The organism is Rhodococcus sp. Z13 (assembly GCF_025837095.1).
Taxonomy (GTDB): Bacteria; Actinomycetota; Actinomycetes; order Mycobacteriales; family Mycobacteriaceae; genus Rhodococcus; species Rhodococcus sacchari.
In genome coordinates this window covers 2,255,181-2,274,723 of sequence record NZ_CP107551.1, presented here as the reverse complement: position 1 = coordinate 2,274,723, position 19,543 = coordinate 2,255,181, and the positions used below count along the sequence as shown (strand labels likewise).

General features: G+C 69.3%; 16 protein-coding genes and 1 pseudogene. 7 read left to right on the top strand and 10 right to left on the bottom strand.

Annotation, left to right across the window (positions count from 1 at the left end; all coding sequences use genetic code 11):
- Positions 1-84: 84 nt before the first annotated feature.
- On the top strand, positions 85-1,137 hold the full coding sequence (locus OED52_RS10440) for a phosphotransferase family protein (protein ID WP_264150846.1): 1,053 nt from the start codon (positions 85-87) through the stop codon (positions 1,135-1,137).
- 33 nt (positions 1,138-1,170) lie between these two features.
- Positions 1,171-2,466, top strand: coding sequence for an acyl-CoA dehydrogenase family protein (locus OED52_RS10435; RefSeq protein WP_264150845.1), 1,296 nt, complete (start codon positions 1,171-1,173; stop codon positions 2,464-2,466).
- Positions 2,467-2,503: 37 nt separating this feature from the next.
- Here the strand turns inward: OED52_RS10435 and OED52_RS10430 are convergent, their stop codons facing one another.
- Genes OED52_RS10430 through OED52_RS10420 form a run of 3 tightly spaced genes read right to left on the bottom strand, consistent with a single transcriptional unit; the run spans position 2,504 to position 7,286 of the window.
- The gene (locus tag OED52_RS10430; protein ID WP_264150844.1) at positions 2,504-3,235 is read right to left on the bottom strand and encodes an ABC transporter ATP-binding protein; all 732 of its coding nucleotides are present in this window, start codon (positions 3,233-3,235) and stop codon (positions 2,504-2,506) included.
- Positions 3,232-6,012 (bottom strand): branched-chain amino acid ABC transporter permease/ATP-binding protein, encoded by a 2,781-nt coding sequence (locus OED52_RS10425; RefSeq protein WP_264150843.1) that lies wholly within the window; start codon positions 6,010-6,012, stop codon positions 3,232-3,234. The genes OED52_RS10430 and OED52_RS10425 overlap by 4 nt, the downstream gene beginning before the upstream one ends.
- A 29-nt stretch (positions 6,013-6,041) precedes the next feature.
- Positions 6,042-7,286, bottom strand: a complete 1,245-nt coding sequence (locus OED52_RS10420; RefSeq protein ID WP_264150842.1) for an ABC transporter substrate-binding protein — start codon at positions 7,284-7,286, stop codon at positions 6,042-6,044.
- Between the two features lie 170 nt (positions 7,287-7,456).
- Here OED52_RS10420 and OED52_RS10415 point away from each other — a divergent pair, with 170 nt between their 5' ends.
- A complete protein-coding gene (locus OED52_RS10415) occupies positions 7,457-7,897 on the top strand; it encodes a VOC family protein (protein WP_264150841.1) in 441 nt (146 codons plus the stop codon).
- Positions 7,898-7,900: 3 nt separating this feature from the next.
- Here the strand turns inward: OED52_RS10415 and OED52_RS10410 are convergent, their stop codons facing one another.
- Positions 7,901-9,409, bottom strand: coding sequence for a protein adenylyltransferase SelO (locus tag OED52_RS10410; protein WP_264154539.1), 1,509 nt, complete (start codon positions 9,407-9,409; stop codon positions 7,901-7,903).
- A 120-nt stretch (positions 9,410-9,529) separates the two neighbouring features.
- Between OED52_RS10410 and OED52_RS10405 the strand changes: the two genes are divergently transcribed.
- Entirely contained in the window at positions 9,530-10,999 is a 1,470-nt protein-coding gene (locus tag OED52_RS10405) for a Mur ligase family protein (RefSeq protein ID WP_264154538.1), read from the top strand.
- 16 nt (positions 11,000-11,015) lie between these two features.
- Here OED52_RS10405 and OED52_RS10400 read toward each other — a convergent pair whose 3' ends face one another.
- The 6 genes and pseudogenes from OED52_RS10400 to OED52_RS10375 all read right to left on the bottom strand — a co-directional run.
- A complete protein-coding gene (locus OED52_RS10400; RefSeq protein WP_264154537.1) occupies positions 11,016-11,465 on the bottom strand; it encodes a hypothetical protein in 450 nt (149 codons plus the stop codon).
- Positions 11,466-11,529: 64 nt separating this feature from the next.
- The gene (locus tag OED52_RS10395) at positions 11,530-12,189 is read right to left on the bottom strand and encodes a TetR/AcrR family transcriptional regulator (protein WP_264154536.1); all 660 of its coding nucleotides are present in this window, start codon (positions 12,187-12,189) and stop codon (positions 11,530-11,532) included.
- Positions 12,186-12,848 (bottom strand): enoyl-CoA hydratase-related protein, encoded by a 663-nt coding sequence (locus OED52_RS10390; protein ID WP_264154535.1) that lies wholly within the window; start codon positions 12,846-12,848, stop codon positions 12,186-12,188. The genes OED52_RS10395 and OED52_RS10390 overlap by 4 nt, the downstream gene beginning before the upstream one ends.
- Before the next feature lie 124 nt (positions 12,849-12,972).
- Positions 12,973-13,776 (bottom strand): IS5 family transposase, encoded by an 804-nt coding sequence (locus OED52_RS10385; protein ID WP_145690968.1) that lies wholly within the window; start codon positions 13,774-13,776, stop codon positions 12,973-12,975.
- Positions 13,777-14,528: 752 nt separating this feature from the next.
- Positions 14,529-15,701, bottom strand: coding sequence for an IS1380 family transposase (locus OED52_RS10380; RefSeq protein ID WP_264154650.1), 1,173 nt, complete (start codon positions 15,699-15,701; stop codon positions 14,529-14,531).
- A pseudogene (locus OED52_RS10375) lies at positions 15,641-15,862 on the bottom strand (transposase); the annotation flags it as partial. The pseudogene OED52_RS10375 and the gene OED52_RS10380, both read right to left, overlap by 61 nt.
- Before the next feature lie 194 nt (positions 15,863-16,056).
- On the opposite strand from OED52_RS10375, the gene OED52_RS10370 reads away from it, so the two are divergent.
- The 3 genes from OED52_RS10370 to OED52_RS10360 all read left to right on the top strand — a co-directional run bounded on the left by OED52_RS10370 (position 16,057) and on the right by OED52_RS10360 (position 19,497).
- A complete protein-coding gene (locus tag OED52_RS10370) occupies positions 16,057-17,292 on the top strand; it encodes an MFS transporter (RefSeq protein WP_264154534.1) in 1,236 nt (411 codons plus the stop codon).
- A 373-nt stretch (positions 17,293-17,665) separates the two neighbouring features.
- Positions 17,666-18,520 carry a helix-turn-helix domain-containing protein gene (locus OED52_RS10365; RefSeq protein ID WP_264154533.1) on the top strand — a complete coding sequence of 285 codons (855 nt, stop codon included), beginning with the start codon at positions 17,666-17,668 and terminating at the stop codon, positions 18,518-18,520.
- 266 nt (positions 18,521-18,786) lie between these two features.
- Positions 18,787-19,497 (top strand): hypothetical protein, encoded by a 711-nt coding sequence (locus tag OED52_RS10360; protein ID WP_264154532.1) that lies wholly within the window; start codon positions 18,787-18,789, stop codon positions 19,495-19,497.
- Positions 19,498-19,543: the final 46 nt, after the last annotated feature.

Genomic DNA, 19,543 nt, shown 5'->3' with positions numbered 1-19,543 from the left:
CCGGCCCACCGGGCGTTGTAGGAATCCACAATCGGTCCCGAAAAGCGCGGTGTCCCCGAGGGTGTCGGCCGATACGTTCGAATCATGCCGACCGACACCACACCCAGCAACCTCCTCGGGGTCGATCTCACCGCCGTGCGGGACTGGATGGACACCCAGGGCCTCGGCTCCGGCGAACCGACCGCGGTCTCCCCCATCGGCGGCGGAACCCAGAACATCATGATCGGCTTCGAACGCTCCGGCGTCCGGTACGTGCTCCGACGAGGACCGAAACACCTTCGCCCCCAATCGAACCGGATGATGCAACGCGAGATGACGCTGCTGCGCGCACTGTCCGGGACCGCGGTGCCTCACCCGACCTTCGTCGCCGGCTGCGAGGACCCGGACGTGCTCGGCGCGGTGTTCTATCTGATGCACGCCGTGGACGGCTACAACGCCGCCGAGACCCTCACCCCCGCCCACGCCGCCGACCCGGCCCTGCGCCACCGCATGGGCCTGAGCATGGTCGACGCGCTCACCGAACTGGCGCGCCTCGACCCGGCGGCGCTCGGACTGGCCGAGTTCGGCCGCCCCGAGGGATTCCTGGAACGGCAGGTGGGCCGCTGGCTGGGCGAACTCGAATCCTTCACGCGGCTGCCCGGCTATCCGACGGTGCTGCTGCCGCAGGTCGAGCAGATCGCGTCCTGGCTCGACGACAACCGGCCGCCGCAGGGCGCCCCCGGTCTCCTGCACGGCGACTACCACGTCGCCAACGTCATGTTCGACCGCGTCGCCCCGACGGTCGCAGCGATGGTCGACTGGGAGATGGCCACCGTCGGCGACCCGCTGCTCGATCTGGGCTGGATGCTGGCGATGTGGCCGGACGCCGACGGCGAACCCGACCTGCTCGAGAGCCGCCTCGCCGCGGCCGGGGGCCTGCCGAGCCGCGCCGAACTCGTCGCCCGGTACGCCGACAACAGCGACCGCGACCTCTCCGCCATCGACTGGTACACCGCGCTCGCCGGGTTCAAGCTCGGCATCATCCTCGAGGGCACCTACGCCCGCTCCCGCTCCGGGCAGGCTCCCACCGACATCGGCGACCGCCTGCACCGCTACGCCCTGCTCCTGTTCGACCGCACCCTGCGCTCGATCGACTGACCCCGCTCCCGCACACCCCGGAGGTACGACGACATGGCATGGGACTTCTCCACCGAACCCGAGTTCCAGCAGAAACTCGACTGGATGACAGGCTTCGTCCACGACGAGATCCGCCCGCTCGAAACCCTCGACCTGTCCTGGCCGCAACTGCGCGCGGCCATCGCGCCGCTGCAGCAGGAGGTCAAGAAGCAGCAACTGTGGGCCGCGCATCTCGACCCCGAACTCGGAGGCCAGGGCTACGGGCAGGTCAAGCTCGGTCTCATGCACGAGATCCTCGGCTCCAGCCCCTACGGACCGCTCGTGTTCGGCTGTCAGGCACCGGACTCCGGGAACGCGGAGATCCTCGCCGCGGCCGGCACCGGCGAGCAGAAGCGCCGCTGGCTCGATCCGTTGCTCGCCGGCGAGATGTACTCGGCGTTCGCGCTGACCGAACCCGACAACGCGGGGGCCGATCCCACGAACCTGACCACCACCGCCGTCCGCGACGGTGACGGCTGGGTGATCAACGGCGCCAAGTGGTTCATCTCCAACGCCGCCACCGCCGATTTCGTCATCGTCGTCGCCGTCACCGACCCCGACGCCGAACGCCACCGCCGCACCTCGCAGTTCATCGTCCCCATCGACGCCCCGGGACTCGAGGTGGTGCGCGACATCGCATCGATGGAGAACCCGTCGCCGCGGGAGAACACCTACGGCTCGCACTGCGAGGTGGTCTTCCGCGACGTGCGGGTCGGGGACGACGCGCTGCTCGGCAATCCCGGCGACGGCTTCCTGATCGCGCAGAAGCGGCTCGGGCCGGGCCGCATCCACCACTGCATGCGGTGGATCGGCCAGGCCAACCGGGCCTTCGACATGATGTGCGAGCGCGCCACCTACCGGTTCGCGCACGGCGGCGTCCTCGGCGACAAGCAGACCGTGCGCAACTGGATCGCCGACTCCGCCGCCGAGATGCAGGCGCTGCGGCTGATGACGCTGCAGGCGGCGTGGGTGATCGACACCCAGGGCACCAAGGCGGCCCGCAAGGAGATCGCCATGATCAAGTACTACGGCGCGAAGATCCTGCACGACGTCATCGACCGAGCCGTGCAGACCCACGGTTCCCTCGGGTACAGCTCCGACCTGCCGCTGGACTTCATGTACCGGGCGGCGCGCGCCGCGCGCCTGTACGACGGGCCGGACGAGGTGCACCGCGACACCGTCGCCAAGCTGGTGCTGCGCGACTACACCCCACCCGCCGGCAACGTGCCGAGCGAGCACGTGCCCACCCGCCGGCGCGCGGCGCAGGAACGCTACGCCGCGCTGTTCGACGAGATTCTCGCCTCCGTCTGAGCCCGGTTCGGAACACCGCGGTGTGGGAACACGGTGTTCAGAACACCGCGGTGCCCGCCCCGGCCGCGGACCCGAGATAGGCCTGTTCGAGCCGCTCCGGGTCCGCGGCCAGTTCCGCGGCGGGCCCGGTGGTGGTCACCTCGCCGTGCCGCAGCACGGTCGCCACGTCCGCCGTGGCCAGTGCCAGGTGCACGTGCTGCTCGACCAGCACGACGGCGGTGCCGCGGTCGTCGGCGAACGACCGCACGATCGGCAGCAGGGATTCGACGACCACGGGCGCCAGACCCATGCTCAGCTCGTCGACGAGCAGCACCTTCGGCGCCTGCATGAACGCCCGTCCCAGGGCGAGCACCTGTTGCTCGCCGCCGGAGAGCCTGCCCGCCGCGATCGACCTGCGCTCTCCGAGCCGCGGGAAGTAGTCGATCACCTCGGCGACGGTGGGGCCGCCCTTGCGGCGGGCCAGCCGCAGGTTCTCGGTCACCGTCAGCCCCGTGAACAGGGACCGGTCGTCGGGCACGAGCACGATCCCGGCGCGCGACGCCAGGCGCGCGTTGCCGGTGCGGATCGGGGCGCCGTCGAGGTCGAGGCGGCCGCCGAGCGGGCTCAGCAGCCCGGCGAGGGTGAGCAGCAGCGTCGTCTTCCCGGCGCCGTTCGGGCCGAGCAACGCCATCACCCGGCCGGGTTCGAGCGCGAAGCTCACGTCCCGGACGCAGGCGTGCCCGCGTCGGTAGCCGGCCGACAGTCCGGTGCAGGTCAGCGTCGCGGTCACAGGCTTGCCTCCGTCTTCTCCCGCGCGGCACCGAGATACGCCGCGATCACCGCCGGGTCGGTGCGGATCTCGTCGGGCCGGCCGGTCGCGATGATCCGGCCGAGGTCGAGCACCACGATCCGGTCGCACAGGTCCAGCACCAGATCCATGTCGTGGTCGACGAGCACGATCGTGACCCCGGCGTCGCGCACGGACCGCAATTTATCGCCCAGCCAACGACTTTCGGTGCTGTCGAGGCCGGCGGCCGGTTCGTCGAGCAGCACCACGCGAGGCCGGCCCGCGAGGGCGCGGGCGACCGAGACGAGTTGCTTGCGCCCCTGCGACAGCTCGCCGACCGGTTCGTCGGCGCGGTCGTGCAGGTCGAGGATCCGGAACAGCGTGTCGAGGTCGTGGGCGTCGGCGCGGTCGCCGCGACCGGCGGTGAACGTGCCGACCTCGACGTTCTCCCGCACCGAGAGATCTTCGTAGAGGGACATGTCCTGGAAGGTGCGGCTGAGCCCGAGGCGGCTGCGACGGTGCGGCACCAGCCCGTCGATGCGGTGGTCGCCGAGGGTGACGGTGCCGGTCGCGTCCGCGAATCCGCTCAGGGCGTCGATGCAGGTGGTCTTGCCGGCACCGTTCGGGCCGATGAGCCCGACGATCTCCCCGACCCGGACCTCGAGCGAGACGTCGGCCAGTGCGGTGATCGCCCCGTGGGTGACGCTCACCCCCTCGGCGGTGAGCACCACCGTGCCCTCGGGGACGTCGTGGGCGAGCAGCGTCGTCAGTTCCGCGTCGGTGTCCGGCCGGGCCGGTTCCTCGGCGGTGCCCGCCGGCGCCGGGACGGCGGCGCGGGTCTTCTTCGGCAGCCGGGCCCGCAGGCGTTGCAGGCGTTCGGCGGTGCTGCCCGCGATGCCCTCGGGGTAGCCGATCACCGTGAGGGTCAGCAGCACCCCGCCGATGATGGCGTAGAAGTCGGCGAAGCCGAGCAGCCGGTCGAGCAGGACGAACATCAGGCCGCCGGCGCCGAGCACCCCGGAGAGGACGCCGCCGCTGACGAGCGTGACCCCGGCGATGTAGATCATCGCGAACATCGCGATGCCGCCCATGGTGGAGTACGACTCCGCAGTCACGATCGTCTGCTGGTAGGCCATCAGCGCACCGCCGAGTCCGGCGACGAACGCCCCGATCGCGAAGGCCAGCAGCTTGGTGCGGGCGACGTTGATGCCCGAGGCAGCCGCGGCGCGTTCGTCGGCGCGCACGGCGAGCATCGCCGCGCCGAGCCGGCCGGTGCGCAGTCGCGCGATCGCCACCGCGACGACCACGAGCGTCACCAGGCACAGGAACCCGAAGGCGAGGCGCGGATAGTCCGCGCCCGCCCCGATGGACAGGTCGAGACCGAACAGCGAGGGCGGTTCCACGCGGGCGCCCTGCATGCCACCGTTGAGGTCGGTGTTGCGGAACCACACGAACTCGAGGAACACCGCCAGCGCGAGGGTCACCACGGTGACCGGCAGGCCGCGGATGCGCAGGGCGGGCAGGCCGACGACCACGCCGATCACCATGGCGGCCAGCGCCGCGAGGAGCGGGGCGATCGGGAACGGGATGCCCAGATCCACCGTCAGGCGGCTGAGGGTGAACGCCCCGACCCCGGCCAGCGGCAGCTGGGCCAGCGAGATCTGCCCGGCGAAACCGGTGACGACCACCTGGGACAGGCCGATGACCGCGAGCACGAGGCTGACGATCACGGCGCCGCGGTAGCTGCCGGAGGTCACCAGCAGCGCGACGGTCGCCACGACGATGCCGATCAGGGTGGGCACCAGGATGTTCCGCGGTCGCGGCGCCTTGCCCAGCGAGGACCTGACGATCGAGCCGCGGGTGGGCAGGGGCTTGCCACGCACCACGAGGAAGCCGAGGATCAGGGCGAGCGGCACCAGTTCGGCCATGCCGGAACCGGGGAACCAGGACACGGTGGCCTGCAGGTGCGTCATCTCCGACTGCAGCATGCCGATGGCGAAGCCGGCGGCGACGGTCACGCCCATCGCCGTGAAGTTGCCGACCAGCGCCGCGGCGAGGGCGGGAATGACGAACAACGAGTAGGACACCGGGACCAGCGGCACGATCGGGGCGATGAGGATGCCGCCGAGACCGGCGACCGCGGTGCTCAGCGCCCAGTTGCCGAGGGCGATGCGGTCGGGTGACAGGCCGGTGACCAGGGCACCCTTCTCCGACTCCGCTGCGGCGCGGGTCGCCAGCCCGAACCGGGTGTGGCGGAACAGCAGCACCAGCACGACCGTCAGCGCGACGATCAGCACCGCGAACCACAGGCGGTCCTGCGGGATGCGGGTGCCGCCCACCTCGAGCGCGCCGGTGGGCAGGATCGGTTTGACCGACACCGGGGTGGTGCCGACCCGCAGGGCGAGCAGCGCCTGCACCACCAGCATGACCCCGATGGACACCACGGCCTTGGCCACCGGAGGCGCGCTCCTCACGGGCCGGAAGACCAGCCCGTAGAGGAGCGCGCCGAGCGCGGCGGCGATGAGCAGGGACAGCGCCAGGGCGGGGAGGAATCCCCACGGGCCGCCCAGGTCGATCGTGGTCGGGGTCCCGGGGATCGGGCTGAGCAGCTCACCCTTGCGGAGGAACCCGTAGGTGTACGCCACGTACAGAGCGATCGCGCCGGTCGCGAAGTTGACCACACCGGAGCTGCGGAAGGTCATGACCAGCGCCAGGCCCAGCGCCGCGTAGACGGCGCCGTTGCCCAGCCCGAGTGCCAGGAAGACCAGGTGATCGGACATCGTTCACTCGTTCTCGTCGGGACCGGTCGTCACTCGCCGACCTTCGGGTCGACGGCCTTGCCGTCCTCGACGGTCGCGACGATGCCCTTGTTCGCGCACACCGAGGGCATGCCGGGCATCGCCGTGCCGTTGCAGGTGAAGGTGATGTCGTCGGCGGCGGGCATGGGCACGTCCACGGCGGTGCGGATCGCGGCGTCGATGGCCTGCGGGGTCGGGTCGCCCTCGACGCCCTGGGCCGCGCGGATCAGGCCGAGCATGGCCTGGTAGCCGGTGAAGGTGAAGCCGTTGATGTCGACATCGGGGGCGTACTGCTCCATCACCGCCCGGTAGAGCACGGCTTCGGGTCCGTCGGAGTCGATGTCGGCGCCGAGGAAGGCGGTGGCACCGTCGAGGGTGGTGCCGACGGCGTCGACCACCGACGGGTCCAGGCACGGCTGGATGACCATCTTCTCCTGACCGGCGCCGAGGGTGCCGATGGCCTTGAGCACCGAGGTGCACATGGTGGCGTCGCCGACGATGGCGACGGCGTCGACGTCGTCGGCCACCCCGGCGCTGACCTGCGGGGTCGCATCGGGAGTGCCCGGGGTGACGGGTGCGAGCTGCAATTCGACGCCGGCGGCGCCGAAGGTGGCGTCGCCGAGCGCTTCGGTGGAGGCGATCACGGCGCCGGTGTCGATGACGAAGGCGGCGACCTTCTTGTAGCCCTGCTGGGCGGAGTAGGCGGCCATGGACGCGAGCGACCCGGGGAAGCCGCTGTTGAGGGCGTAGGCCGAGGGGGTGGTGAGCTCGACCGGGGTGGTGCCCGAGGGGGTCACGTAGGGGATGCCCGCGCCGGTGATGATCGGCACCATCACCGCGCCGTTGCCGGAGGAGGGGACGACGACCGCGGCGACCCCCTGTTCGACCATCTGGTTCGCGCAGTCCTGGTTGGAGGCGGGATCCTCCTTGGCGGCGCAGGTGACGACCTCGATCGGGTGCCCGGCGATGCCACCGAGGTGCGCGTTGGCGTACTCGGCGGCGGCTTCGGCGGCGCGGCGGTTGTTCGGCATGGAGATCGCCGGCCCGCCTTCCGGATTGATCACCCCGATCTTCACGGGGGTGCCGGTGGCGGGGTTGTCGGGGAACGCGCTGCTCGGGGCTTCGACGGTGTCGGCCTCCGCGGTGTCGTCCGCGTTGCTGCAGGCGGTTCCGACCAGGAGCGCGGAGGTCGCGAGGTACACCCCGATGCGGGCACGACGTCGGAAAGCGCTGCCTGAACTGGATTTCTGGGACATGGGTCCACTCCCTCGTTGGAGCCACACGCCTCGGAACGGAACTCGACGTGATGTACCTCACACCGAGTGGGCTGAGCGTAAAGGTGGGTCCAACATATGTCAACAGGATCACTTGGTTATCTAGGTGAAGTACGATGGGGTCGAACACTCCCCGGAGAGGACGGCGCGTCATGGCACACATCCGACGGTTCGACCACGTCGGCCTCACCGTCTCCGACCTCGACGCGGCGACGGCGTTCTTCGTGACGCTGGGACTCGAGGTGGAGGGCACCGGCGCGGTGGACGGCGAGTTCCCGTCGACCGTCTGCGGCCTGCCCGGAACCCGCTGCGAGCTCGTCATGCTGCGCACCCCGGACGGCAGCGACCGGCTCGAGCTCTCCCGCTTCGTCACCCCCGCTCCCCTGCCCGGGTCCCCGGCGGCGATGCCCAACGAACTCGGCCTGCGCAACGTCTCGTTCGAGGTCGCCGACCTGCAGGCGGCGGTGGAGGCGGTCGCCGCGGACGGCTACGGCCTCGTCGGCGGGATCGGCGAGTACCGGGGCAGCGTGCGGATGGCCTACGTGCGCGGGCCCGACGGGATCATCGTGTCGCTGTTCGAACAGCGCGGCTGAACGTCAGGTGCCGCAGAAGGTGCGGAAGGTCTCCGCGAACTCCCGCGGGGCCGGTTCGGCATAGGGCGCGCGATCGGTGCGTCGCTCGAACGGATGGGTGACGGCATCGAGCAGGGCCTCGAACGGCCCGAGGTCCCCGGCGTGGGCGGCGGTGAGGGCTTCCTCGACGCGGTGGTTGCGCGGGATGTACAGCGGGTTGGCGCGGTCCATCGCGTCGGCGGCGTCGGCCGCGCTGCGTCCTTGCGCCGCAAGGGTGTTGCGCCAGCGTTCGAGCCACGGCGCGAGCGCCGCGCGCGGCACCAACGCGTCGAGAGCGGTGGTGTCGCCGCGCAGGTCGTCGGCGAGCGCCCGGAAGGTGCCGGTCCAGTCGGCGCGGTGTTCGGCCAGGAGTGTGAGCAGCTCGTCGATCAGGGTTCGGTCGATGGCTCCGTGCGTGAAGCCGAGTTTGGCGGCCATACCGGCCACGTAGTGCCGCTCGTAGCGAGCGTCGAAGCTGTGCAGGATCTCGGTGACCGCGGCGATCGCGTCGTCCGGGGTCGGATCGACCAGCGGCAGCAGGGTTTCCGCGAAACGGGCGAGATTCCACTGCAGCACGCCGGGCTGGTTGCCGTAGGCGTAGCGCCCCGAGTTGTCGATCGAACTGAACACCGCGGCCGGGTCGAAGGCGTCGAGGAAGGCGCAGGGGCCGTAGTCGATGGTCTCTCCCGAGATCGTCGTGTTGTCGGTGTTCATCACGCCGTGGACGAACCCGACGAGCATCCACCGCGCCACCAGCGACGCCTGCGCCTCGACCACGGCCTCGAAGAACGCGCGGTAGCGGTTGCCCTCACCGGTCTCCGGCAGGTCCGCCAAGTGCGGATAGTGACGGGCGATGGCGTGGTCGGCGAGCGGCTGCAGCAGTCCGTTGTACCGGGCGGCGAGTTCGAAGGTGCCCACCCGCAGGTGACTGGACGCCACCCGCGCCAGCACCGCGCCGGGTTCGAGACCGTTGCGCCGCACGGCGCGGCCCGTCGCGACCACCGACAGCGACCGCGTGGTGGGGATCCCCAGCGCGTACATCGCCTCGCTGACGAGATACTCGCGCAGCATCGGCCCGACGACGGCGAACCCGTCGCCGCCGCGCGAGAACGGGGTCGGTCCCGAGCCCTTGAGGTGCAGATCCACTCGGCGGCCGTCACCGGTGACGAGCTCACCGAGCAGCAGGGCCCGGCCGTCGCCGAGCAGCGGGGCATAACCACCGAACTGGTGACCGGCATAGGCCATGGCCACGGGCCTGGCCCCGGCCGGGATCTGCGCGCCGGCGAGGACGGCGATCCCGTCCTCGGTCCGCAGCGTCTCGGCGTCGAGTCCCAGCTCCGCGGCGAGCGGCGCGTTGAGGACGAGCAGCCGCGGTTCGGGCACCTCGGCGCCCTGCCACGCCACCGTCAGGTCGGCGAGGGCGTCGGCGAAAGTGCTCTCGAGGCCGGGCACCGCCGTGTTCGTGCTCGCCGTGGACTCCGGGGTCGTTGCCATCCCACGAGGGTAGCGACCACGCGCGGCGAGCATCGTTTCCGCACCGACCGGGTATCCGCCCCCGTGTCCTCTGCCCCGGATGGTCCTCGCAGCGCCGCCCCCCGGATCCGGCTCGGCGACGTGGCCGAACACCTCGGCGACGACCTGCGGGCCGAGCCGACCGAGGGGCACGACCACGTGATCACCGGGATCGGCGACGACTCCCGGACAGTGCAGCCCGGAGATCTCTACGTCGCGCTGCCCGGACGCCGGTTCCACGGCCTGGACTTCGAGGAGGAGGCCGCCGCGCGCGGCGCGGTCGCCGTACTCAGCGACCGGCCGTCGCGCCGGCTCCCCACGCTGCTCGTCGACCGGCCACGCGAGCGGGTGGGTGCCCTGGCGTCCTGGATCTTCGGCCATCCCTCGCAGGAGCTGCCGGTGTACGGGGTCACCGGCACCAACGGCAAGACGAGCGCGACCTACCTGCTCGACGCCGCGCTCGCCGCGACCGGGCTCGTCACCGGTCTGATCGGCGGGGTCGTCGTCCGGGGTCCGGCGGGCGCCTGCCCGGCCACGCGCACCACCCCGGAGGCCGCGGTGGTGCAGCGCACCCTCGCCGGGTTCCGCGACCAGGGGGTGGGGGCGGTGACGATGGAGGTGTCGTCGCACGCCGTCAGCCAGCACCGCGTCGACGGGGTGCGCTTCCGTACCGTCGCCTTCACCAATCTCGCGCGGGATCATCTCGATTTCCACGGCACGATGGAACGGTATTTCGCGGCCAAGGCGGCGTTGTTCACCGCGGAGCGCACACGGGCCGCGGTGGTGAACGTCGACGACGAGTACGGACGGCGCCTGCGCGCGGCGGTGAACGTGCCGGTGTGGACGCACTCGATGCGGGATCCGAGTGCCGACGTGTATGCCGACGCGATCCGGTGCGATCTGGCCGGCACCGCGTTCACCGTGCACACACCGGTCGGATCCGCGCCGGTGCGGCTGTCGCTGCTCGGCCCGCACCAGGTCGCCAATGCGCTGACGGCGCTGACCTCGATCGTCGCCGCCGGCGGCGACGTGGTGCGGGCCGCGGCGGGCCTGGAGACGTTGGCGGGGGTACCCGGCAGGCTCGAGCGGGTCGAGTCCGGCCGGGACGTTCTCGCCCTGGTGGACTACATGCACAACACGGCCGGACAACACGAACTGTTGCCGTTCCTGCGGTCGCTCGCCCCGGAGCGGCGGCTGATCCTGGTGATCAGCGCGACCGGGGAACGCGATCCCGGCAAGCGCTTCCCGCTCGGTCACACCGCGGCGACCTACGCGGACGTCGTGGTGGTCACCGACGACAGTCCGCTCTCCGAGGACCCGCACGTTCTCCGGGAGGCGGTGGCCGAGGGCGCCTTCGCTGCGAACGGTGCGCGGGTGATCGTCGAGGCCGACCGGCGTCGCGCGTTCGAGATCGCGGCGTCCTGCGCCGGGCCCGGGGACGTGATCGTCGCCGCGGGGCGGGGTTGCGAGCCGCGTCTGGTCGCCGGAGAGACGGTGCGGGCGTTCGACGACCGGGACGAACTGCGGCGCGCGCTGCGACGACATGCCGCGGCGCGCGCCGCTCGCTCGTGAGTGACCTATCGGGATGTCAGGGCTGGAGCCACATGTAGCCGCTGGTGCCCCAGCCCGGCGTGCCCGGAGCCTGGGTCGGGAGGGAGACCAGCAGGCTCACGCCCGCACCCGGGTCGATGATCGTGGTGGTGCGGCCGTTCGCGACGGTCACCTGGTGTCCGTGGGTGAAGGGGAAGACCCCGTTGATCCACGCGAACTGCACCGGGACCTCGCAGTCCGGGATCGCTCCCCAGGTGCCGGTCGGGGTGAAGACGGCCTCGGCCAGGTCCGGGCGGCCCGGCACGTGCTCGTAGGCGACCTCGATGCTGCCGTGGCACTGCCCCGTCGGGATCGGCACCAGCGCGGTTCCGAGCAGCTGGAGCACGGGTACCGGGGTGGCGGCGGCCGTTCCGGTGGTCGCCACGGCGGCACCGGCAGCGACGGCGACGGCGGAGGCCGCGAGAGCGACCCGTCGGCGAATCGACATGAATCGGTCCTTTCGATGGAGGAAGGGGACACAGTACCCATTCCGGCTCCGCGAGTGGGTCCCGTCAGCCACGGGGCGGTGGAGGTGCCGAGACGATGCCGCGCACGGCGTGCTCGAGCGCGTGGTGCGCCACCGGGTCGAGCAGACCCCCACCCCGCAGCAACAGGGCTCCGGGGAGTTCTACGATGCAGTACCGGATCAGGGTGACCGCGTTCCGGTCCCGTCGACCCCATTGCGCGTCGGCGAGCCGAACGATCAACTCCCCCAGCACTTTCCTGAGTTCCAGGAGTTCGTGTCGCTGCTCGTCGGTGAGTTCGGGGGTGACGAGGTCGTCGGGCCTCACGGCGAGCAGCAGGTGCGCGGCCCGCTCGTTCGACGCCGCGTAGCGCGCGGGAGCGAGGGCGGCGGCGACCACCGTGTCGGCGGCGCTGCCGTCCTCGGCGCGGGCACGGTCGACGGCGGCGTACTGGAAGTCGAGGAAGTGCGCGGCCTCGCGCGTCCACACCGCCGCGAGCAGCCCGTCGCGGGAGGTGAATGCGTTGTAGATGGCGCCGTTCGACACCCCCGACGCGCTGCTCAGCGCCCGGATCGTGACCCCGGCCGTGCCGCGTTCGACCCACAGGTCACGCGCGTGGTCGAGCAGTGCGCCGCGGTCGTGCCGGCGGGGCCGGCCCACGGCGCGTCCCGTGCGCGTCGCGGGCCGGTCGTGCTCGGGTGTCGTCATCCGATCTTCCGGGTCAGTGCCTCGACGACCTCGGCGAACATGGTCTTCTTGATGGTGGCGAGGGTGCCACGATCCTTGCCGGCCAGCGGCCGCACGAGTTCGGTTGCGGCCGAGTGCAGGTCGTCGAGGGACGCGGTGGCGTCGACGAGCCCGCCCTGCAGCGCCTCCGGGCCGCCGTAGCGGTGCCCGGTGGTCATCGACTTGACGGCCGTCTGCGGCGTCAGCTTGGTCATGAGCAGCGCCGACATGCCCGGTGTGAACGGGATGCGGATGTCGACCTCGGGGAAGCAGAAGAAACCCCGGTCGTCGCGCATGACACGGAAGTCGTGGGCGAGGGCGAGCATGGCGCCGGCCCCGAAGGCGTGACCGTTGACCGCCGCGACCGTCGGCACGGGCAGGGTGAGCACGCGCGCGAGCAGGGCCTGCACGCGTTCGGCGTAGGTCGCGAACTGGTCCATGTGCCCACTGACCCATTCGAGGTCGAGGCCGTTGGAGTAGAACTTGCCGTCGCCGATGGTGACGAGCACGACCGGCTCGGTGGCGGCCTCGACGTCGTCGAGCACCTTCTCGACCTCGTCGAGCCAGGCGGGACCGAAGCGGTTCTCGTCGTCGCCGAGATTCAGCGTCCAGATCGCACCGTCGCGGGTGATCGTTGGCATGTCGGGTCGTCCCTTCGTAGGTCGGGCCGCCGTCGAGGGCGGACATGCGCGGAATATTAACAGAGCACGTGCTCTGAAATAACTACCTGCGGGAACCTGCAGCCTCGGGCACAATGAGGTTTTCTCACCAGGCCGGTGCTTGCAGGTGAAGAAGAACGAGAGCCGCAGCAGCGATCGAGCCGATCCTCCACGGACATAGACTGATTCGCTGCAGCGCCTTCCACCGGGTCTTCAGCAGCGCGTTCGCGCGTTCGGCCGGAGCACGCATCGCAGACAGCAGCGTGTTGCGGCAACGAGTGCCGATATCGAGATCACGGCCTTTCGTCGGGACGTGGACGCCGATCCCGGCACCGGTGTACCCCTTGTCGGCGAGGGTGGGCATCCCGCCGGCGGCAGCGTGGTAGAGGGCGCCGAGGATCCCGCCCCGACGAGCAGCGGTGAGGTCGTGCACCGAACCGGGGGCAACCTCGGACACCCAGATCGGGTAGCCGGTCGGATCGGTCAGGACCTGGACGTTGCCGCCGTGGCGGCGATGTTTACCCGAGTACCACACGTCGTGCCCGGACTCGGAACGCTCCCGGCAGCGAGTCGAGGCGATGAGGGTGCCGTCGAGACAGACATGCTCCCAGCCGGACTCGATCCCACGTTCGAGCACGTCGTGCAGGTCCGGGGCGTGCGCAGCGATCACGTCGATACCTTCGTGGAGATACCGGTAGGCGGTGGCCTGCGAGATGCGGGCATCGCGCGCCAGGGTGGCGACGTCGGTGCCGTCGCGGAACCACCGCAGCACCATCAGAGCCTGGACGTAGACGGTCGCGGCCCGCTGCCACGGCCGGCGATCGGTCCTGCGGCGGTGGGCAGCGAGGATACGGGCGACGAAGGTCAGGGTGTGCTCGGGCACGTCGAGCGTGGCACGATAGGTAATCACGTGGGGTCCTGCTCCGGGTTGCTTCTTGCTCGAAACAATCCCTACCAGGCAGGACCCCACGTCCTCTTTTCACGCCACACCGTTCGGATGTCTTTGCTGTCGTCGGTGACTCTCTGGTGAGAAAACCTCAATGGGGGATTTCCCTCTCCGGCAATCCGCTCGCGTTCTTGCCATCCGCTATCGCAATTGCCGCAGCGAATGGCAAGGACGGTAGCGGTTGCACCCCTTACCGAACATCACGTGACCCCGATATCCAATCCACTCCGACAATCGGGTGAAAAATGCGGATTAATTCCGCTGGCCCCCACCACCGAAGACCGGACACAGAGGTAGACACCAGCACACCCGGATCGCGATCCGGAACACCTTGTCGTGGAATACTTCCCGAAGATCCCCCACGGAACCGTCGAGCAGCGGGGAGTTCGACAGACTACTTTCCTATGCCACACCGAAGGCTTTCTCGTCAGCTCCGGCGAGATTTCCACACCCCTTCACACCGACGCATCGGATCACCCCGTCCGAGAATTCGTGTGAAAATCACCCGAATCACGCCGAATACGCGATGAACCGAAAAGGAATAGCCTCAATCTTTCGCGCGGACCGCGTGCCGGCCTGAGCGGTCTCGGATTGGGTGTGGAAACCGTGGATCCGGCGTGCATCCACGGTCGACTGCCCGACACGGTCGGGTGGCGTCGGGGTCCACGGCCCCGGAAATCGTGTCCTTTCGTCTCGATGAAACTGGTACATGCAGGTCACGCAGGCGCAGGTAGCGCTGCGAGCCGGTTCAGGCTGGCCACGAGAAGATCGACATCCGGAGCTGTCGCAGCCAGTCGCAGACGAACACGGCGGGCATGCCGGGCGATCTTCCCGGCGATCGACAGCAACCGCAGCCGCAGCCGTTTCGGTTCCCACCGCCGCGCTGGAACCTCGGTCAAGGCGAGCATCTGCATCCACGCGAGCAGCTCGCATGCCAGTTGCACGAGCGCCAACCAGATGCGGTTCTGGTCGAAACCGTGCAACGGAAGATTCTGCAAGCCGGTGGCTTTCGCTGCCCGGATCCGGTCCTCGCACCGAGCCCGTCGCCGATGCCGCAACTCCAGATCTGGCAGCTGACCGCGGCGGGTGTTCGTCACGAACGCGGTCAGGCGTAGGCCGTCGCGGTCGGTGAACCGCAACTGCGCACCGGGGTGTGGGCGCTCCTTCCGGACGATCACCCGCATGCCTTTCGGCCAGGTGGACAGGTCGAGTAGGTCGGTGATCTCGGTGATCCAGGCACCGTCGCGGACCTGCCCGTCGGCGTCGTAGGCCGGGGTCCATGCCTGTTCCGGAACCAGATCGATCGCGTCGGCGTGGGCGTCGGTCAACCCGAATCCGATCGAGTACGATAGGCGACGCTTGGTGAGGTACTCGATCAGGTGGTGGGTACCGCCGGCGCCGTCGATACGGACCAGTACCTTCTTCCCGACCCGGTATGCCGGGTCGAGCGGCAACTGTGCGAGTGCGTCCTGCACCACGGTGATGTGATCGGAGGCGGTGTTCGATCCCGAGTTACCCGGCCGCAGCAGCATCGCGACGGGTTCACCGGTACCGCCGGTGCCGTGGTCGACGAACGCGCACAACGGATGGAAACCGAACCCTCGCTTGAACGTCGGGGCGGCCTGTTCCTTCTCGGAATGCGCGGTGACCAGGGTGGCATCGATGTCGAGGACCAGCGGATGCGCTTCGTCGATGGCATGGTCGGGAGCCGATGTGCCGGCAGCGGCCCAGGCGTGGGAGCGGGCGGTGGCGCGGTCCGGTCGATCGCGGCCAGTGCGGTGTCGGTGTCGGCGGCCAACCTGCTGATCAGGCGGGAGACGGTCGGGTCGGAGGCCACCGCACCGAACAGTTCGGGGTGAGCGCGCAGTTGTGCGATGTCGGCGAGGCAGTCCCCACCGAGTGCGAGGGATACCGCGAGGTCGAGGACGATCTTGCCGGGATCGTGTCGGGTCAACGGCTTTCGATACGGTGCGAGTTCGGTCGTCAATGCCGTGGCAAGTCCGGTTTTCTCCGCGGTGCGCAGCAGCAGGACGGCTCCGGCATGCGACACGAGGCCGGTTCCGGTGGCTGATGCGGACAGGTGGGGATAGGGGGACGTAGACTTGCTCACCGGAATGGTGCTCCTCGAACTGGGACTGATTCAACCTTCGCAAGTCGAATTATCCCAGCTCAGAGCATCATTCTTCGTGATTGACACGGGTTTCCGCTCAATCGGCATGAATGCCCGAGGATAGGGAGGGATCCGTGCCGAGCGACGCCCAGACCACTGCGCAGCCCACCCGCGTGGGCATGCTCCGAAGCCTCGAACCCTGGTTCAGCGCCTACGCTCTCGCCGGGCTTCTCGTCAACGGCATCGTGCCGCTGCTGATCCCACTGACCGTCACCTCGCACGGAGCCGCCGCGGTCGCCACGGTGCTCGCCGCGTTCTTCACCGGCCAGCTCTTCGCTCCCGTCATCGGCAGGATCGCCGACCGCACCGGAACACAGCGCCTCACCTTCCTCGGCTCGTTTCCGGTGATGGGGGCCGCAGCCATCGGATTCGGTCTGTCGACCAACCTGCTCGGCTGGTGTGTCTCGGCCGTGCTCGCCGGCGCTTCCGCCGGCGCCGTGCAGACCCTCGGCAGCGTGTTCATCGTCGAAGGTCATCCGGCATCCGAGTGGGACGAGCGGATCGGATGGTTCCGCCTGGTGTTCGGCATCGGCCAGGTGTCGGGTCTGGCCATCGGCGCCGTCTTCGCCGAACGCCACGTGCACACGGGCTGGCTCGTCGCCGGTGGCGTCATTCTGCTCGGAACATGGTTGGGCAGACTCCGCCTCCCCCATCTGAACCCCGCACAGCCCGAGGACGCGGTCGCGGCCGATGCCGCCGCAGCTCCCGCCTCCGGTGGCCTCCGCCGCGAACTGCAGGGCCCGTTCGGCCGCTTTCTGCTCTCCTGGTTCCTCGCCATGACCGCGGTGCAGACCTTCCTGAACGTGATGCCGCTGGTGATGAAGGATGCCTTCGACGTCTCGGCCTCACGCACGGCGACCTGCTATCTCGTCGCCTCGGCCCTCGGCGCGTGCCTGTACCCCATCTGCGGCGAGCTCGCCAAGCGGCACGGCTGCGGCTGGGTGCTCCGCCTCGGTCTGGTGATCACCCTTGCCGGTCTTCTCGCGATGACCGGTGCCTGGATCTGGCAGCCGCCGGGGGCCTCGTGGATCGGCATCGCCGGTCTCGTGCTCGTCGCCTTCGGCTATCCCTTCGATTACATCGGCGCGACGATGATGGCCGCTGACCTCACGCTGGACGGTCAGGGTTCCGCGATGGGACTGTTCAACAGTGCCGTGGCCGCCGGCGCCATCCTCGGGGCGACCGTGCCCTCCGTCCTCGCCGCGAAGTTCGGTTACGGGGCGCTCACCCCCCTGGCCGCCGGACTCGTCGTCGTCTCGCTGCTGGTCGGGGCGCGGGTATTCGCGCAGCACGTGCGAAAGCCCGCGTGACCCGCACGGTGAAGTGAGCCGTCGGCCCTGGACCGCCGCACCGTCCGCGGTCGACCGGCGAGACACCAGTTCGGAGCCGTGGCCGGTCTCATCCCCGCCAAGAAGTTTGCGATCATCGGCGACTCGGACTCGTCCCCGCTCGCGCGGGAGCACGTGGCGGCCTCGAGCTCGACGTAGCCCGTGTCGGAGAGTCATTGACGCCCACGATTCTCGATGCGAAGATCATCGATCACACGTAACCGAACACGTGTGCGAACACCATCGAGAGAAAACTGAACACGAAGGCCCGCCGCGACGGCCATCGCGACGGGCCGGGTGTCCGACTAACTAGGGAGTCGAACATGCCACAGCTTACTCATGCGCAGGTGACGCCATGAGCATCGAGGCGATCACCTGGGTCCTGGAGCGCGCCGAGATCCCCTCCCCCACTCCACCGGGCATGCCGTCGGCGCCGGCCCTGACGGTGGTGCTGATCGGTCTGGCGAATCACGCCTCGCGGCACGGGAGAAGCGCATATCCGTCGGTACGCACCCTCGCCCGCTACGCCCGGATGAGCGAACGGCAGGTGCAGCGGTGTCTCGCCGCGCTCGCCGAGCTCGGGTTGATCTCGCGCGGTGACCAGCAGCGGGTCGCCGCCACGATCCCCCGCGAGGACCGCCGCCCCACCTGCTACGACCTGACGATGACGCGGGGCGGCGGACCGTCACCCCGTTCCGGTTTACGGGGTGACGAACCGGCCCCTGACGGGGTGACGGATGAGCACCCACGGGGTGACACCGATGTCACCCGAACCGCCCTCGAACCAAGAAATGAACCTGCCGCGCCGGGCTCGCTACACCCCGTACCGGCCGCGAGACCGGCACAGAAGCAGCAGCATCCTGAGCTCGAGAAGCTGGCCGCGGCGTGCCGCCGGGCCGGGCTCACCGCCCGCTTCGACACCCTCACCGCGCAGAAGGCGTCGATGGTCGCGCACTCCGTGGACGTGCACGGTGTCGACGCACTCGTGCGCGCGGCGCTCGAACGGCACCGGCCGTACGACCCCGCCCGTTCGGCAGCCGCATGGATTCCCACCTGGCAGGCACTGCAGCCACCGAGACCGAAACGCCCACCCACCTGCGGAAAGTGCGACGAGTACGGCTGGCTCCCCGACGACGATCTGGGGCGCGCGGTCCGCTGCCCATGCCGCCGAGCCCAGTCCGAGCTCACTCCGTATGCACGCAGCGCTTAGCTCCAACCGTCCTTCGTCAGGGCGCGATCCATATCCGAATGACGCCAACAGTGTCCGAGCATTCCGCATCGTTCCCCAGCCTCAACAACTGTTTCTCGAGCCCAAATGGCAGTGGACCGCAATAGTCTTGCCGCGTGCCGAATACCCGCGCGGCCGACCAACTGCCGTTCGGTCGGCAATGAGGACTCGCGGCACAACGTGAAGGAGGTCGTCCGATGGCTTCTGGATGCGGAGGGGACCCGCAACTCTGCGTAGCCTTGCGAACATTGACCAGTCAGCACGAAGTCTCCTGCCGCGAAGCAAACATCATCGGAGACGAAGCTCTGCTCAGCGCTATGGCCGTTGGTTTAGTCGAGAATGTGTGGCGAAACGGTCCAGTCGAGGCGATGCATGGCAGTAAGCGCGGACCGACCGACACGATGATGTTCGCCGAGTCGACCGCCTTGCACGTTCATGCTGTGCGCGCCTTGTCGTCACAGGAACGTGCATATGGTCTTCTCGATTTCGAGAAGCATCTCTTGGATCGGAAGCGGCCCTGGGCTTGTTCAGGTGGACGGGCCTTGAGGGAGCTTGGGTACGGCCAGCTAGGCAACTACACCAAACACGTACGAAGACACACCAATCTTCTGATTCACCTAGACGAGCACACCTGCGTCGACGACGCGCTGCAGAGCTATCTCGTCTTCCAGGCACTTCGGACCGGTGCGCATCACAAAGGGATGCCGGAATGGCCACGCATCGTCGACCGTATCGGAATCCTGCTCGCAGACTCCGAACACCCTGCTTGGCCCGACAAAGATCGAGGCCTCGTCGCCCGGGCGTCCCTGCCAGACTCCGTCGTGTCCATCGAAGAGATGCAGCGTGCACTCCTCGAAGATCCGTCGCAACTTCCATGCGACATCCTCGAATGGTTAACGCAGTTCTTCCTTTACAGCGCCGGACCGCCCTTCCACTTGATCTGGAACAACTCCGTCTGACCGACGTTCATCACAGACGAACGAGTGCGCACTTCTCGTCGCGACA

Coding starts and splice junctions, on each gene's coding strand:
- OED52_RS10440 (WP_264150846.1), top strand. CDS start 85: ATGCCGACCGACACCACACCCAGCAACCTCCTCGGGGTCGATCTCACC.
- OED52_RS10435 (WP_264150845.1), top strand. CDS start 1,171: ATGGCATGGGACTTCTCCACCGAACCCGAGTTCCAGCAGAAACTCGAC.
- OED52_RS10425 (WP_264150843.1), bottom strand. CDS start 6,012: ATGTCCGATCACCTGGTCTTCCTGGCACTCGGGCTGGGCAACGGCGCC.
- OED52_RS10420 (WP_264150842.1), bottom strand. CDS start 7,286: ATGTCCCAGAAATCCAGTTCAGGCAGCGCTTTCCGACGTCGTGCCCGC.
- OED52_RS10415 (WP_264150841.1), top strand. CDS start 7,457: ATGGCACACATCCGACGGTTCGACCACGTCGGCCTCACCGTCTCCGAC.
- OED52_RS10410 (WP_264154539.1), bottom strand. CDS start 9,409: ATGGCAACGACCCCGGAGTCCACGGCGAGCACGAACACGGCGGTGCCC.
- OED52_RS10400 (WP_264154537.1), bottom strand. CDS start 11,465: ATGTCGATTCGCCGACGGGTCGCTCTCGCGGCCTCCGCCGTCGCCGTC.
- OED52_RS10395 (WP_264154536.1), bottom strand. CDS start 12,189: ATGACGACACCCGAGCACGACCGGCCCGCGACGCGCACGGGACGCGCC.
- OED52_RS10390 (WP_264154535.1), bottom strand. CDS start 12,848: ATGCCAACGATCACCCGCGACGGTGCGATCTGGACGCTGAATCTCGGC.
- OED52_RS10365 (WP_264154533.1), top strand. CDS start 17,666: ATGAGCATCGAGGCGATCACCTGGGTCCTGGAGCGCGCCGAGATCCCC.